Annotated in this window: 12 protein-coding genes; 4 read left to right on the top strand and 8 right to left on the bottom strand. The window is 56.6% G+C overall.

Annotation, left to right across the window (positions count from 1 at the left end; all coding sequences use genetic code 11):
- Positions 1–67 precede the first annotated feature (67 nt).
- The 4 genes from WBY09_RS04785 to WBY09_RS04770 all read left to right on the top strand — a co-directional run bounded on the left by WBY09_RS04785 (position 68) and on the right by WBY09_RS04770 (position 4,600).
- Positions 68–919 (top strand): GNAT family N-acetyltransferase, encoded by an 852-nt coding sequence (locus tag WBY09_RS04785; protein WP_286792935.1) that lies wholly within the window; start codon positions 68–70, stop codon positions 917–919.
- Positions 920–1,342: 423 nt separating this feature from the next.
- Complete coding sequence (locus WBY09_RS04780; RefSeq protein ID WP_083996944.1) at positions 1,343–2,182, top strand: motility protein A; 840 nt, start codon at positions 1,343–1,345, stop codon at positions 2,180–2,182.
- A gap of 44 nt (positions 2,183–2,226) precedes the next feature.
- A complete protein-coding gene (locus WBY09_RS04775) occupies positions 2,227–3,162 on the top strand; it encodes an OmpA family protein (protein ID WP_083996945.1) in 936 nt (311 codons plus the stop codon).
- Positions 3,163–3,223: 61 nt separating this feature from the next.
- Positions 3,224–4,600 carry a pentapeptide repeat-containing protein gene (locus tag WBY09_RS04770; RefSeq protein WP_064779772.1) on the top strand — a complete coding sequence of 459 codons (1,377 nt, stop codon included), beginning with the start codon at positions 3,224–3,226 and terminating at the stop codon, positions 4,598–4,600.
- On the opposite strand, the gene WBY09_RS04765 is transcribed toward WBY09_RS04770, so the two are convergent.
- From WBY09_RS04765 to WBY09_RS04730, 8 genes are all read right to left on the bottom strand, one after another.
- Positions 4,597–5,112, bottom strand: coding sequence for a GNAT family N-acetyltransferase (locus WBY09_RS04765; RefSeq protein WP_286792934.1), 516 nt, complete (start codon positions 5,110–5,112; stop codon positions 4,597–4,599). The two genes, WBY09_RS04770 and WBY09_RS04765, sit on opposite strands and share 4 nt — an antisense overlap.
- An 8-nt stretch (positions 5,113–5,120) precedes the next feature.
- Positions 5,121–7,082: a DNA mismatch repair endonuclease MutL gene (gene mutL / locus WBY09_RS04760; RefSeq protein WP_336232121.1), complete on the bottom strand. Its 1,962-nt coding sequence runs from the start codon at positions 7,080–7,082 to the stop codon at positions 5,121–5,123.
- Between the two features lie 110 nt (positions 7,083–7,192).
- Entirely contained in the window at positions 7,193–8,524 is a 1,332-nt protein-coding gene (locus WBY09_RS04755) for a M16 family metallopeptidase (protein ID WP_064779774.1), read from the bottom strand.
- A 1-nt stretch (position 8,525) separates the two neighbouring features.
- Entirely contained in the window at positions 8,526–9,920 is a 1,395-nt protein-coding gene (locus WBY09_RS04750) for a M16 family metallopeptidase (RefSeq protein ID WP_245227681.1), read from the bottom strand.
- Between the two features lie 218 nt (positions 9,921–10,138).
- A complete protein-coding gene (locus tag WBY09_RS04745) occupies positions 10,139–10,720 on the bottom strand; it encodes a DUF3035 domain-containing protein (protein ID WP_063088643.1) in 582 nt (193 codons plus the stop codon).
- Between the two features lie 50 nt (positions 10,721–10,770).
- Positions 10,771–11,244: a signal peptidase II gene (gene lspA, locus WBY09_RS04740; protein ID WP_064787433.1), complete on the bottom strand. Its 474-nt coding sequence runs from the start codon at positions 11,242–11,244 to the stop codon at positions 10,771–10,773.
- Positions 11,245–11,310: 66 nt separating this feature from the next.
- Positions 11,311–14,148 (bottom strand): isoleucine--tRNA ligase, encoded by a 2,838-nt coding sequence (ileS, locus tag WBY09_RS04735; protein ID WP_197145930.1) that lies wholly within the window; start codon positions 14,146–14,148, stop codon positions 11,311–11,313.
- A 109-nt stretch (positions 14,149–14,257) separates the two neighbouring features.
- Positions 14,258–15,214 (bottom strand): bifunctional riboflavin kinase/FAD synthetase, encoded by a 957-nt coding sequence (locus tag WBY09_RS04730; RefSeq protein WP_064787435.1) that lies wholly within the window; start codon positions 15,212–15,214, stop codon positions 14,258–14,260.
- Positions 15,215–15,316 lie beyond the last annotated feature (102 nt).

The raw sequence follows: 15,316 nt of genomic DNA, 5'->3' as shown, positions 1-15,316 counted from the left end.
ATGCGTTTGCCCTGTCAGTGGCGGCAATTGCGACCTTGATCTGTTTATTGGAAGTCTGAACAAAGCGATGCCTGACAAAATCCGCCGTCTGAAATCATTCGAGTTTCCTGTTGCCGTTGAATGGGCTGCCAAAGAGGGCTGGAACCCCGGCCTTGCCGATGCAGAGGTATTTTTCAACACAGACCCGGAAGGGTTCTGGGGCGCGTTTGACAAACAGGGACTGGCGGCAGTGATTTCATCAGTCCAGTACAGCTCGGACTTTGGCTTTGTCGGATTTTACATCTGCCGCCCGGATCGTCGTGGATCGGGTCTTGGCTATCGCCTGTGGCAGGCGGTGCTTGACGGTAGCGTTCCCAAGACCATCGGACTTGATGGCGTTGTCGATCAGCAGGACAATTACCGCAAATCGGGTTTTGAGTTTGCCCATCGCAACATTCGTTTCGGCGGTGTGGTCACGGCCAGTGGCGAAACACCAGACGATCTGTTCACACTTGCGGTCGATGACATTGGCATTGTCGATGCGTTCGAGCAGACCTGTAACCTGTTCGCGGAAAGCCGGATTGAATTCCTGCGCGGCTGGATTGGCAACGACAAACACACGGCCCTTGCCCTTAAGGGCCCGATGGGGCTTCGCGCATATGGCGTGATCCGCCCGTGTCTTGAAGGTCACAAGATCGGCCCGCTATTTGCCCCCAATGCCAAGGATGCAAAAACCCTGTTTGGCGCCCTTTTGCAAAGCCGGGATGATCAGGGTGGCAAGGTCTATCTCGATGTGCCTGAGCCCAATCAGGCGGCAATTGATCTGGCCACGACCCATGGCATGGTGCCGGAGTTCGAGACGGCCCGCATGTATAAGGGGCCGGCACCGAAGCTTGATCTTGGTATGGCTTTCGGGATTTCGTCGTTCGAACTGGGCTAGTTTGAGCCAACTTTGTCGGCAAGTTTGACCGGTAAGTCCTTGCAAACATCAGAAAATGTCAGAATTCCGGTCCTGTTTGGGACTGTTTGCTTGGTGTAAAACCAAAGAGCTCCACCACAGGAATAGAATTTTCTTATTCTTAGGGCGGGGTTGAGTGCTGTTCGAAAGTCTGGCAACAAACATTTAACGCCATAAGTATATGCCTTTCTAAACCAAGGCAGTAACTTCATCGCCGAACGGCGATGATTATCGGCGGCATTTGGTCATTGTCGGCAAGAAGTTGCTGCAAGCATATGGAAAACCAGTAACACAGTCCCAATTTCAGGAGTGTAGTCCGCGTTTCATTTCCATCTGGCAGCCTTTCAAGCAGACGATTTTCATCTGTGTGTCTGTCAGACCACTGATTAGTGTACGACCCGCCACGTGTCGCCTGCCCTGCTTGGTACCGATGCGTTTGACGAACTTGTTTTAAGGCCGGATTTTAAAACCGACATGGATATAGCGACACTTATTGGAATTATCGCCGGGATGGGCGTTATTTTTGGCGCCATCTTGATGGGTGGCAGCCTTGATTCCTTTGTCGACCTTCCATCCGTCATGGTGGTGTTTGGCGGAACAGCAGCCGCCACCCTGATCAAATTCCCGATGCGTGATGTCGTCAAGTCGCTCAAGATCGGTATTGGCATTGCGTTCAAGAACCCCAAGGAAGACCCGCTTTCGATCTATGAAAAGGCGATTGAGCTTGCCGGCATCGTGCGCAAGAACGGCCTTCTGGGACTTGAAAGTGTTGAAGTCGAAAATGAAATCATGGCGCGCGGCATCCGCATGTGCGTGGATGGTCACAGCGGCGAGGTGATCCGCAGCTCGATTTCAAGCGAGGTGGAAAAATCCATCCAGAATGACGAACTCGGTGAACTGATGTTCCGAGGTATCGGTGACACGGCACCAGCATTTGGCATGATCGGGACGCTGGTTGGTCTGGTGCAGATGCTGGCCAACCTGTCAGACCCGGACGCCATTGGTCCGGCCATGGCAATTGCCATGCTGACCACGTTTTATGGCGCAGTGTTGGCCAACCTGATCGCGCTTCCGGTTGCCGACAAACTGGCCCTTAAGGTTGATCGCTTGAAAAACACCAAACAGCTGATCATTGAATCGGTGGTGCAGATCCAGGCCAGCCAGAGCCCGATGGTGATGAAGGAAATCCTCGGCCCCTATCTTCCGGGTGGCATTCCGGCCGATCCTGAAGATGGTGGTGCATGATCATGATGGCAGCGCGCATTCAGGCAGCAGACTGGGCATAGGCGATGGCAAAGAAACCAGCAGCAGGCGCACCAGCTTGGATGGCGACATTCGCCGATCTGATGTCGTTGCTGCTTGTCCTGTTTGTGCTGTTGCTGACCTTCGCTGAGATGGATGTCATCCGCTACAAACAGATTGCCGGCTCGGTCAAGGCGGCCTTTGGCTTTTCCCAACAAGATCAGCTTGCAGGGGTGATCGAGCTTGATGGCTCCATCGTTGGCAAATCGCTTAAGGCGCCAACACCCGATACCCCGCGTGTGGTGTCGGAAATCCCGCAGGCCGAGACCCCGGAAGTTGAAAGCAACGAAACCGACAGCAAGGAAGAAAAGGCCGAGGCGCTCGAAGAAACGCTTGGCAAGGTTCTTGATAACATGGGCCTTCAGGATCAGGTGGGGCTGGAGCGTATCGACGGCGAGGTTGTCATGCGTTTCCCCAACGAACTGGCCTTTCCATCCGGATCGTCCGGCATGACAGATGAATTTGCCGCCATCCTGAACCGCGTCGCGCCGGTGATCAACCAGACGGCTGGCGAAATTTTTGTCGCCGGTCATACCGATAACGTTCCTGTTTCGGCGTCGTCTCCCTATATATCGAACTGGGACCTGTCGGCGGCACGTGCGACGTCGGTTCTGCATTTTCTGATTGATCAGAACGGCACAGACCCGAGCCGCATGGTCATTCAGGGATATGGCGACAGTCGGCCACTGGCGACCAACGATACCCCCGAGGGGCGGGCGACCAACCGTCGGGTCGAAATAACCATTGAAATGGTCGAGACCAATTTCGACGCCAACAGTGCATCAGAAGGCGGCGAATTCAGGGCCCCGTCAAACGGTGGAGAAGACTTTGATGAGGGGGCAAATCCGGAAACCGGTGATGCCAGCAGAAATCCAAACTCTGAAGCACGGCGTACTTTCAGCATTCCGTCAGACAGCCCCTGACAGAAGTCTGCCAACGGGACTCGATCCAAAAAACGCGTGAGCAAAGGGAATACCGCCCATCATGGCGAGCCATGCCAACAAGAAAAAGACAATCCTGTATGCGGATTACAGCGAACGGAACATCAGTGCCGCACGGGCAGCCGTTGAGCATTTTGGCTTTGGCAAATTCGTTGATTGTGACGACCGCGAACGCACGCTCGAACTGATTGCGGAGCTTAAGCCGGATCTGGTTCTGATCGGTCTTTATCTTGATGGCATCCGCGGTATTTCGACCATTCGCGCCATTCGTGACGCCGCCACAAGTGGAAATCCGCACGGCGGCATCGTCCCGATCCTGCTTGGCGCGCCGAAACTGGATCGCCGGGGCATGCGCGATGCGGTCGACGCCGGGATTGAGGGCGTTTTTCGTCAGCCGATTGATCCAGAACGCCTGACCAAGATCATTGAAACGGTCCTGAAAAAACCACGCCGCTTCGTGCTGGAGGAAAACTATTTTGGCCCCGCACGGCCACAGGACCTTGCCAAAATGGCGACTTCAAGTGCCACCAGTCCAACCGCAAAGCCAAAAAATCCATCGGCAACAGTCCCCAAAAGCACCGAGACTTCCGACACACCGGAAAACGATGGTGCCGGGCCGAAAACGCAAACAAAGCCCGCCAAACCGTCGCCTGCCATTGGTATGACGACAAATCTGGACATCGACGATAGCCGACCACGCCTGAACGGGGCCGGTCAGACATTTGGCGACGGCGAGCTTGTTGGTGTTCCGAGTGCGCGTGACAAACGCACCAGTGCACAGAACCTAGAGGCCCTGCAATCTGCCAAAGAGGTGCTGCCTGCTGCCGTTGCCAGTGAGGAGGCCAAGCCGTCCGATGCCGCCGATGAACCGATTGAGGCCGAGGATGACACCACGGCAGAAGACGAGGAACTCGTCGAGATTGACCTGCACGCGGCGTTGATCAGTCACAAGCTTTGGGTGGATACCGGCGGGCGCGAGGGGTCGGTGATGTCCATCGAACATGCCGATCTGCGCGAGGCCGAGCTGGAAGGCATTGATCTCAGCCGATGTGGATTGCCGTTTGCCAGCTTCCATCGTGCCAATTGCAAGGATGCGGTTTTGCGCCGTTGCAATCTGGTTGCCGCTGATTTTGGTGAAAGCAATCTGGATAACGCCAACCTGGCGGCAAGCCGACTTTCAGGCGCACGGTTTAGCAAGGCGATGATGCGCAACACGGTATTTTTGGGATCGGACCTGTCGAATGCCAATTTCCGGGGCCTCAAGATGATCAATTGTGATCTGAGCGGCACCAATCTGGCCGGAACGGATTTCCGCGATGCGGATCTGAGTGGCACGCGCGGCCTGTTTGCCGAACAGATCCAGCGGGCGCGCGTCAACGCCAATACCCGCCTGCCCCACGATCTGAAACTGCGCGATTAGTCGAGATCACAGACCATATGCAGGCTGGGAAAACGGAAGTCCGGCGCAAAAGGCGCTTCGAAATCACCGATCACTCGAAAGCCGCGTGATTCATAAAACCGTCTGGCGGTCAGGGTTGAATAACATTCAAAGCGCTTAACATTTTCCGATGCCTTGGCGTCGCTTACGCAGCGATCAAACAGCATGCTGGCAATGCCCTTGCGCGCGTGATCGGGATCGACGGCGAAATGCCGGACATGGGCCAGCCCCGGCTGGACATCACCTTCCCGGCTTCCGGGCCGAACCGCCGTCCAGCCGCCTGCGCCAACAACGTCACCGGCCTCTGTCCTGGCGATGTAATAGGTGCCCGAACTTAATAACTCGGGCTTGGCAAAGGTGAGAAACGGCATGGCGCGTTCAAGCATGTCCGGCGCATAGTCATGGGCCAAAAACGTCGCATAGGACCGCGCAAACAAGGCACGGATGGCCGGGGCATCCTCAAGGGTCGCGATATGAAGCGTGATCGCCGACATCTGTTTTCCTACCTGCGGCCAAACATCTTTTCGATGTCGTTAAGCTTGAGCTCGACATAGGTCGGGCGGCCATGGTTGCATTGGCCTGAATGCGGGGTGGCTTCCATCTGGCGCAAAAGGGCGTTCATTTCATCGGCATTGAGCTTCCGACCGGACCGCACCGATCCATGGCAAGCCATGGTCGCACAGACATACATCAGCCGGTCTTTTAGCGCCATGCCCTGCCCCAGTTCGGCAATTTCATCGGCCATATCGCGCACCAGCGCGCTGACATCAACCTTGCCCAACATGGCCGGCACTTCGCGAACAACAATCGCGCCGGGACCAAATGGCTCGATCACCAGACCCAGTTCGGCGAATTCGTCTGCCCGGTCGGCAATACGATCAGCGGACGCTTCATCCAGTTCGACGACTTCGGGCAGCAACAGCCCTTGTCGCTTGACACCGCTTTCGGCCAGATCGGCCTTCATGCGTTCATAGACAATGCGTTCATGCGCGGCGTGCTGATCGACAATCACCAGACCGTCGCGGGTCTGGGCAATGATGTAATTGGCATGCACCTGCCCGCGGGCTGCCCCCAGCGGATGATCAACAAACTTACCTTCATCGGCGATGTTATCAATGCGCGCTGACGGTGCGGCGGCATCATAACCACCCGACAGCGCCGCTGCCGCAGCGGCTGCAAAACCGCCCTCGCCACCTGCGATGTTAGCGCTACCACCCGATCCGCCAAACTCGCGCCCGCGATCAAACAGGCCGCCATAGTTTCCGGGGTTTTCCATCGGTGCCTGGGCGGCGTAATTGCGTTCAATCGCCGCATGGCCCGGCACGTTTGGCTGATAGTGTCCGATGTTAAAACCACTGCCGCCGCCGCTTCGTGCGCCACCACCATACGGAAGTGAGGGACCCTCACCTTCGCGGCGGACCGCCCCCAAGGCCATATCTGCCACCGTGGTCGAGGCGCGATGCCCCGCCCCGGCCAGCGCATGTTTAAGTGCGCCGACAATCAGCCCCCGCACCATGCCCGGATCACGGAACCGGACCTCCGTCTTGCCGGGATGGACGTTGACGTCAACATCACGTGGAGAAAGTTCAAAGAACAGCGCCAATAACGGATGGCGATCACGTGCCAGAAAATCCTGATAGGCGCCGCGCACTGCGCCTTGCAGCAGCCGATCCTTGACCGGGCGGCCATTGACAAACATGAACTGCATCTGCGCATTGCCACGGTTGAGTGTCGGCACCCCGGCATAGCCGGTAAGGCGGATGCCTTCACGCTCTGCCTCGATCTGAAGGGCGTTATCCTGAAATTCGCGGCCCATGACAGCCCCCAGCCGTTTAAGACGTGCATCAAACAGATCGCCTTCGCAGGCCGGGTAATTCAGGATCGTCTTGTTGTTATCACCACTGAGTGTAAAGCCGACATCCGGGCGCGCCATCGCCAGACGGTCCATGATCTCGCGCGCATACATCTGTTCGGTCCGCGCGGTTTTAAGGAACTTCAGACGTGCCGGCGTGGCATAGAAAAGATCACGCACCTCGACCCGTGTGCCATAGGGATGGGCGGCTGGTTCCGGTGCGCCCTTGGCCCCGCCTTCCACCACCAGTGTCCATGCGTTTTCAGAGCCGCGCACACGGCTGGTCAGGCGCATCCGTGATACCGACCCGATCGATGGCAAGGCCTCGCCGCGAAAGCCCATGAAACCGATGTTAAACAGATCATCATCGGGCAGCTTGGATGTGGCGTGGCGTTCGACGGCCAGTGTCAGTTCGTCCGGCGTCATGCCCTTGCCATCGTCAGTGACAGACAACAACGTCCGACCGCCATCGCGCAGATTGACGTCCACCTTGGTCGCCCCGGCATCAAGGGCGTTTTCAACCAGTTCCTTAAGCGCAGCCGCAGGACGTTCGACCACCTCACCGGCGGCAATCTGGTTGATCAGGTTCTGTGGCAGGACGCGCAAGGTCATGAAGGCGGTGCTCGTGATGTTTATCTTGGTTGTGATGAACCTATCAAAGCGCAAAGCGCGGCGAAATCCCTTTCACCGCGCTTTGCAACTTTTCCGATGTGGTTCTGGGATCAGAAGGCCAGATCACCTTCCGGCTTGCCAACCACGGTCACCGTGACATTGGCCGGGTCCATCAGATCGGCAGCAACTCGGTTAACGTCATCAAGCGTGACGGCATTGACCATGTCATTGCGACGATCAAGGAAGTCCATACCAAGGTCTTCCTTTTGCATGCCGACCAGCATGCCCGACAGGTTGCCGAGGCTGGTGAAGCGCAGCGGGAAGGCCCCGGTGAGGTAGGCCTTGGCATTATCAAGCTCTTCCTGATCGATGCCGTCCTGCTTCATCTTGGTCCATTCGGTGCTGATCAGCGACAGGCTTTGACCAATCGCGTCATTGCGCGTGGCAACCCCGCCCATCATCATGTCGGCATGATCAAGATTGGCGAGGTAGCTATAGACGCCATAAGCCAATCCACGCTTTTCACGGACTTCCTCGGTCAGGCGCGATGAGAAGCCGCCACCGCCAAGGATGTAATTCATCACATAGGCGGCATAGAAATCCGGGTCCTGGCGTTCGATGCCTTTTTGGCCCCAGATCGCCTGACTTTGCGGGATGTCCTGTTCGATTACGTCGATATCGCCATAGGTCGGCGTAACATCGGCGATCTTGGGCAGGTCGCTTTTCGCGGGCAACGCGCCAAAGGCCTCGTCGAGCAAAGGACCAAGTTCTTCGGCGGTGATGTCACCGGCGACGCCCACAATCAGGTTGTCCTTGGCAAAGGCACGGCGCACGAAGCCACGAAAATCATTGGCGTTCAAACCGGCCACGGTTTCAAGCGTGCCCGAAACCGGCCGACCATAGGGATGATCGCCAAAGATCGAGGCAAAGAATGTGCGGCTGGCGATATCGCGCGGATCGGTTTCGGCCCGCTTGAGGCCCGAAACAACCTGTGCACGGATACGTTCAACCGCCTCATCATCAAAGCGGGGCTCGGACAGGGCCAGACGCAGCAGATCAATCGCCGTTTCGCGTTCACGCGTTAGCGTGGTGAGCGATCCGGCAAAGTCATCGCGCCCCGCATCAAAGGAAAGACCGATCGACCGGTTTTCCATTTCACTGCGGAAGGTCTGGCTGTCCATCGCGCCAGCGCCTTCATCAATCAGGCCAGATACCATATTGACCAAGCCAAGCTTGCCATCCGGATCGGTTGCCGCCCCCGCACCGGTAAAGGCGATATCCATGGTCATCAGCGGGTTCATGTGATCTTCGATAAGCCAGGCGCGAATGCCGCCGTCCGAAATCACTTCCTGTACCTCGACCGCCTTGGCCTGTTGCGCAAAGCCAAAACCAAGCGTTGTCGCAAAGGCAACACCGGCAATCTGTTTAAACAGCTTGTTCATATCAGTGCACTCCTTCGCCAGAGGTGATCGGAAGGGCCGCACCAGCGCCCGTGACCGGGCCACCTTCGGGCGGCATCAGCCAGCCGGTGACAGATTTCTTGGCATCGAACACCCGTTTGGCGGCGTCATTGACCTGTTCCACCGTCACACCCGAAATCCGGTCCGGCCAGCTTTCGACCTGATCCACGGTCAAACCGACCGCAAGCGACTGACCGAGCACGCGTGCACCGGCAGATAGCGAGTCACGGGCAAAGACGGCACTATCAAGCAGCTTCTGCTTGGCGCGATCGAGTTCATCCTGCGTCACACCGTCGGCGACGACCTTGGCAATTTCGGCCTCGACCGCCTTTTCAAGATCGGCCAAATCGACATCACCGCGCGGAACGGCATAGACACCGAAGCTTGCCAGATCGACGGTCACCGGATCATAGAAGGTGCCAACGCTTGAGGCGATTTCCTGATCGACCACAAGGGCCTTGAAGAAGCGGCTGGTGGTGCCCGATCCGATGATTTCGCTCAGCACATCAAGCGGCACGGCATCAGCCGCATCGGTATTGTAGGACGGTGCCAGATAATAGCGCGACCAGGATGCCTGACCGACCTGCGGGTCACGCATGGTGACCTTGCGCGGGGCATGCTGAACCGGTTCCTGAACACGGTTGCGGGTCATGTCCTTACCACGCGGGATGACGCCGTAATATTTTTCCGCCATCGGCAGCAATTCATCCATGGTGATGTCGCCGGCAACAACCAAAATGGCATTATTGGGCGCATACCAGTCGCGATAGAATTCAAGTGCGTCTTCGGTGGAAAGTTTTTCCATTTCATGGCGCCAGCCAATGATCGACCGACCATAGGGATGCGCCATATACAGCGATGCGCGCATCTGTTCGCCCAGAAGCGCCCCCGGGCTGGTATCAATGCGCGAACGGCGTTCTTCGATGATCACATCGCGTTCGGGCAGAACCACATCATCTGAAAGCTTCAGATTGGTCATGCGGTCGGCTTCCATCTCCATGACCAGATCAAGCCGGTCACGGGCAATGTTCTGGAAATATCCCGTGTAGTCCCAGCTGGTGAAGGCGTTGTCATTGCCGCCATTGCGCGCAACGATCTTTGAAAAGTCGCCCGGCACCATCTTATCGGTCCCCTTGAACATCAGATGTTCAAGGAAATGGGCAATGCCCGAGACACCTTGGGGCTCGTCGGCCGAGCCGACCTTGTACCAGACCATATGGGTAACGACCGGTGCACGGTGGTTTTCCACCAGCACGACCTGCATGCCGTTATCAAGGGTGGCAGTTTGCGGGCTGAACACAGCCGCCCGTGACAAACCGGGCACAAGGGCAAGAGTCAGTGCGACGAGGGCAAGCACAGCCACGGAGCTGCGCGTCATTGATCGGATTGTTCCAGAAATTCTCATTGTGGCGTCCCATTCCAATTCAGGATGGTTATGCAAACGGTGTGTTTCAATGCAGGACCAGCAGAACGCGGCACTTGCATTCAACAGGCATTTCTTAAGAACCGAATATGACAGAACAAGGGCGCGAAACCATCGCGCCCTTGTCTGAATGCATCAAATTGTCGTGTGTTCGGCCAATCGTCTGGCGAAGCTTAGAAGATGTCTTCCAGCCAGCCTTTCTGTTTGCGTTCGATCACAGGGGTATCGGCACCACCGGCAACATTGTCACCCAATGCCTGCTGATCGCGGATACGCTTGGCTTCGGCGGCCGGATCCACGACGGTGCCGAATTCCGGCTTTTCCTGCCAGAACAGCAGATCGTCGACGACGCCTTCGCTTTCGGAAATGAAGATCGAGGTTTCACGATCCACCGTGTTGCGGATTTCCGGATCGGCATATTGCGCACCGGATGCCGAAAGAAGGGCAACCTGTCCCTTGCTGCGCGTACCTTCGGTGATGTCACGTTTTACAACGTTGGGATCTTCACCAACCAGAATACGACGCGCCTGATCGGTGGTCGAACCGGTTTGCGGGCGCGGTGCGCCTGGATCAGGAACACGCAAGGTAAAATCAGGCGGCAGGCTGAGCGGGGCGCGCGAAACAACCGCAAACTCGTCAGGCGACTGTTTGTTCAGGCCAAAGGTTTCACGTGTTGATTCACAACCGGAAACGCCAAGCGCAAGTCCGCCCAGCAATGCAATTTTGAAAATATTGGTCGTCAGTTTCCGGGCCATTTGTGCCTCATTACCACTTCAAAACCGGACCATGTTCGCCCGGCCAAAATTCATCTGGTAGATTTTTTACCGCCAAAAAGGGAATCGATCAACAGTAGCGCCGCACCAACCGTGATTGCACTATCGGCAATATTGAATACCGGCCAGTGATAACCCGCAACATGCAGATCAATGAAGTCGGTCACAGCCCCGTGGCGCAGACGATCAACGAGGTTGCCAATTGCGCCGCCAATGATCATTGCCAGGGCAAAGCGCAGCATGGAATCGCGCGTGCGCCACATCCAGATGCCAAAGCCAATGGTGATGGCAGCGGTCACCGCAATCATCACCCAAGGTGCCTGCCCCTGAAACAGGCCAAACGAAACACCCGGGTTCCAGGCCAGAACAAAGTTCATGAACGGCGTCACTTCGATGACGCGAAGTGGGTTAGACAGACCATCAATGGCAAGCGCCTTGGTCCACTGGTCGACACCAAACACGATTGCAATGACGATCAGACCAAACACAAAGGCACGATGTTTCATCAACACTCTTTCTGACTTGCCGGGATGTGCCCTGCCACCAAAGCAGGGCGTTCCCGAACGCCACCGTTACTCGGCGGCAATTCCCATTTCATCAACGGCATCCGCACAGCGGTTGCAAACGGTTTTATGTTCAGCGTGGCTGCCAACTTCCGGCAGGGTCTGCCAGCAACGTTCGCATTTCTCGCCTTCTGCCAAGGCCGGCACAACACCGACACCGGCAACGTCATCAAGGGTATAGGCACCGTCCGGTGCATCACCCGTGATCAGTTCGATGTCAGATGTAATGGCGATTTCGGCAAGATTAAGGCCAGCCAGGGCTTCGACATAATCAGCGGTCGCATAAACCTTTGGTGCGGCATCAAGGCTGGCACCAATGCGTTTTTCGGCACGTTCAAGTTCAAGCGCACCGGTGACAACACGGCGAAGCTTGCGGATTTTGGCCCATTTGGCGGCCAGCGCATCGTCTTTCCAGCCATCGGAAACCGTGTTGAAGGTTTCCGAGTGAACCGAGCTTTCGGCACCATAGCGCGCACGCCATGCTTCGTCGGCGGTAAAGCACAGAACCGGTGCCAACCAACGAACAAGGCAATCAAACACGCGATCCATGACCGTCCGTGCTGCACGGCGGCGCAGGCTGCTTGGCGCGTCGCAATAAAGCGCGTCCTTGCGGATATCAAGATAGAATGCCGACATATCAAGCGCGCAGAAGTTATGCAGCTCGATAAACATCGAGTGGAAATCGTAGTCCGCGGTCGTCTTGCGCACCATGTCATCAAGGTGGCTCAGACGATGCAGAACCCAGCGTTCGAGTTCCGGCAGTTCGTTATCTGCAACCTTTTCGGACTGGTCAAAGCCATCAAGGTTGCCGAGCAGGAAGCGCAGGGTATTGCGCAGACGACGGTAGATGTCGGAATGGCGCTGAATGATTTCATGGCTGATGCGCAGATCATCATGATAATCCGAGCTCACCACCCACAGACGCAGGATATCTGCACCAAGCTTGTCGATGACATCGTTCGGCGCAATGACGTTGCCGAGCGATTTCGACATCTTGCGGCCTTCGCCATCAAGAACAAAGCCATGGGTCAGAACCGCGTCGTACGGTGCACGACCACGGGTACCGCAAGACTCAAGCAATGAGCTGTGGAACCAGCCGCGATGCTGATCCGATCCTTCGAGGTAAAGATCGGCTGGCCATTTCAGATCCTGACGTTCTTCGAGCACGAAGGCATGGGTCGAACCGGAATCAAACCAGACGTCAAGCACGTCAGTAACCTGTTCGAAATCATCGGCGTTGTATTTGTCGCCAAGGAAATACTGTGCATCACGGGTGAACCACGCATCAGCACCTTCTTCGCAGAAGGCTTCGTAGACGCGATCAAGCACTTCCTGATCACGCAGCGGCTGGCGGGTGCTTTTTTCGATGAACACCGTGATCGGAACGCCCCATGCACGCTGGCGCGATACGCACCAGTCCGGGCGGTTGGCGATCATGGAATGCAGACGGTTACGACCGGCTTCTGGCACAAAGCGGGTTTCATCAATCGCCTTGAGCGCCTTTTCACGCAGGTCATTGTCCTGCATGGAAATGAACCACTGCGGCGTGGTGCGATAGATCACCGGTGCCTTGGAACGCCATGAGCACGGATAGGAGTGCTTGAGGCGGCCACGCGACAGCAGCGCACCAACTTCGATCAGTTTGGCGATGACCGCTTCGTTGGCACCCGCTTCCTTGCCGTTTTCATCATAGATGCGTTCGCCGGCAAACAGCGGCACGGTCTGATAATAAGCCCCGTCACCATCGACCATTTCCGGTACTTCCAGACCGTATTTCAGACCGGTCTGGTAATCGTCCGGGCCGTGGGTCGGTGCGGTATGGACAAAGCCGGTACCGGTATCGGTCGTGACATAGTCAGCTGCGAGAAGCGGCACGTCAAAGTCATAGCCCTGACCGCGGAACGGATGGGCCGAGAGCGTGCCTTCGAGGTCGGCGCCCTTAAAGGTGCCGACAACCTTGTGACCGGTAACGCGACCGTTTTTGCATAGGTCTTCAAGAAGATCGGTACAAACCGCCATCTTCTCGCCAACGGTGGCCCAGGCTTCCTCGGCGGTTTCGGTGACTTCGATGACGGAATATTCGATGTCTTCGCCATATGAAATCGCACGGTTGCCCGGAATGGTCCAAGGGGTCGTGGTCCAGATGACGATGGTCGCGTCTTTAAGCAGATCAACCTTGGTCTCGGTGACCGGGAAGCGGACATAGATCGTTTTGGATGTATGGTCGTGATATTCGACTTCAGCCTCGGCAAGGGCGGTCTTTTCAACCACCGACCACATGACCGGCTTCGAGCCCATATAGAGCGAACCGTTCATCAGGAACTTGCCAAGTTCACGGGCAATAGATGCCTCTGCCTTGTAATCCATGGTGACATAGGGATTGTCCCAGTCGCCCATCACGCCAAGGCGTTTGAATTCTTCGCGCTGAATATCAAGCCATTTCTGGGCAAACTCGCGGCATTCCTTGCGGAATTCGGCAATCGGAACATCGTCCTTGTTCTTGCCCTTGGCACGGTATTGTTCTTCGATCTTCCATTCAATCGGAAGGCCGTGGCAGTCCCAACCCGGAACGTAAACAGCGTTCTTGCCCAGCATCTGCTGGGAACGGGTGATGACGTCTTTAAGGATCTTGTTCAGTGCATGACCAATATGCAGATGGCCGTTGGCATAGGGCGGGCCATCATGCAGGACAAACATTTCACGATCAGCCGAAATACCGCGAATTTTGCCGTAGAGGTCCTCTTTCTTCCACTGCTCGAGCAGGGTCGGCTCCATCTTTGGCAAACCCGCCCGCATCGGGAAATCGGTCTTGGGCAGGATAACGGTTTTCTTGTATTCGACACTCATCGTGACGGTCCTGTCGTCTTGAACAAATTAAAAGGGCGAACCCCCGGAGATCTCGCGAAAAGCTGATCTTGCGAAAAGCGCGCGGATCATAGCGGGTTCGTCAACAAATTCAAATCTTGCCGAGAATATCCTTGGCAGCGATCACATCTGCTGCGATCTGGGCTTTCAGGGCATCAAGCCCATCGAACTTCTTTTCCCCGCGGATAAAGCCGTGCAGACGCACGCGTACCCGCCGGTCATAGATGTCCTGATCAAAGTCAAAAAGGTGCGCTTCAAGCCCGGCATCATCATCGCCGCCAAAGCTTGGCCGCACACCAATATTGGCGACTCCGGGGATCCAGCGTTCGACGGTTTTGCCATCGGTTTTAGAAACCAGTCCAAGCTCGACAGCGTAAACCCCGAATTTCGGGCGCAGGTGATTGCCAAGCGGAACATTGGCCGTCGGGAAGCCGATGGTGCGCCCGCGCGCATCGCCATGGGCGACAACCCCGCCGATCTCCCACGGGCGTCCCAAAAGATGCTTGGCGTCTTCGGGGCGGCCATCACGCAGCGCCTGACGGATCGCAGTCGAGGAATAGACAATCCCGTTATCATGGGTGACAGCGGTCACCGCCGTAACGCCAAAACCGGATTTTTCACCAATCGCGCGCAGCAAATCGACATCGCCAGCCCGGCCCTTGCCGAAACAGAAATCCCAGCCAACCACGACATGTTTGGCGCCAAGACCCGTGACCAGAACACGCTCGATGAATTCTTCGGCGGTCATAGCGGCAAAGTCGCGGTTAAACTCGACTTCATAGAACAGGTCGATATCAATGCTGCCAGCCGCGGTTTCGCGATCCTCGGCCGAGGTCAGACGGAACGGCGGATCATCGGCGCGAAACAGCATGCGCGGATGGGGCTCGAACGTCAGGATCGCAAGCGGCGCACCAAGATCGCGGGCAATTGCGCGGGCCTGATCCAGAAGCGATTGATGCCCCAGATGCAGTCCATCGAAATTGCCGATCGCCACAACAGCGCCGCGCGCATCATCGGTCAGGTTCTCAAAAGATCGAAAAACGCGCATTCGCGCCGGTCTCTCTTTGCTGCGTTCCATGCCTGCCGACCTTTTGTCGGCAAATCCAGCAGGCAGCTATATAGGGCGCAGGCCCGAAGCGTAAAGACTTTT

The organism is Thalassospira sp. CH_XMU1458, assembly GCF_037027205.1.
GTDB lineage: Bacteria > Pseudomonadota > Alphaproteobacteria > Rhodospirillales > Thalassospiraceae > Thalassospira > Thalassospira tepidiphila.
The sequence above is the reverse complement of the archived record's forward strand: the minus strand, read 5'-3'. Positions and strand labels throughout refer to the sequence as shown.

What these genes read in the sequence shown, in the direction of transcription:
- WBY09_RS04770 (WP_064779772.1), top strand. Translation starts at nt 3,224, where the DNA reads ATGGCGAGCCATGCCAACAAGAAAAAGACAATCCTGTATGCGGATTAC.
- WBY09_RS04750 (WP_245227681.1), bottom strand. Translation starts at nt 9,920, where the DNA reads ATGACGCGCAGCTCCGTGGCTGTGCTTGCCCTCGTCGCACTGACTCTT.
- ileS (WP_197145930.1), bottom strand. Translation starts at nt 14,148, where the DNA reads ATGAGTGTCGAATACAAGAAAACCGTTATCCTGCCCAAGACCGATTTC.
- mutL (WP_336232121.1), bottom strand. Translation starts at nt 7,082, where the DNA reads ATGACCTTGCGCGTCCTGCCACAGAACCTGATCAACCAGATTGCCGCC.
- lspA (WP_064787433.1), bottom strand. Translation starts at nt 11,244, where the DNA reads ATGAAACATCGTGCCTTTGTGTTTGGTCTGATCGTCATTGCAATCGTG.
- WBY09_RS04745 (WP_063088643.1), bottom strand. Translation starts at nt 10,720, where the DNA reads ATGGCCCGGAAACTGACGACCAATATTTTCAAAATTGCATTGCTGGGC.
- WBY09_RS04775 (WP_083996945.1), top strand. Translation starts at nt 2,227, where the DNA reads ATGGCAAAGAAACCAGCAGCAGGCGCACCAGCTTGGATGGCGACATTC.
- WBY09_RS04785 (WP_286792935.1), top strand. Translation starts at nt 68, where the DNA reads ATGCCTGACAAAATCCGCCGTCTGAAATCATTCGAGTTTCCTGTTGCC.
- WBY09_RS04765 (WP_286792934.1), bottom strand. Translation starts at nt 5,112, where the DNA reads ATGTCGGCGATCACGCTTCATATCGCGACCCTTGAGGATGCCCCGGCC.
- WBY09_RS04730 (WP_064787435.1), bottom strand. Translation starts at nt 15,214, where the DNA reads ATGCGCGTTTTTCGATCTTTTGAGAACCTGACCGATGATGCGCGCGGC.
- WBY09_RS04755 (WP_064779774.1), bottom strand. Translation starts at nt 8,524, where the DNA reads ATGAACAAGCTGTTTAAACAGATTGCCGGTGTTGCCTTTGCGACAACG.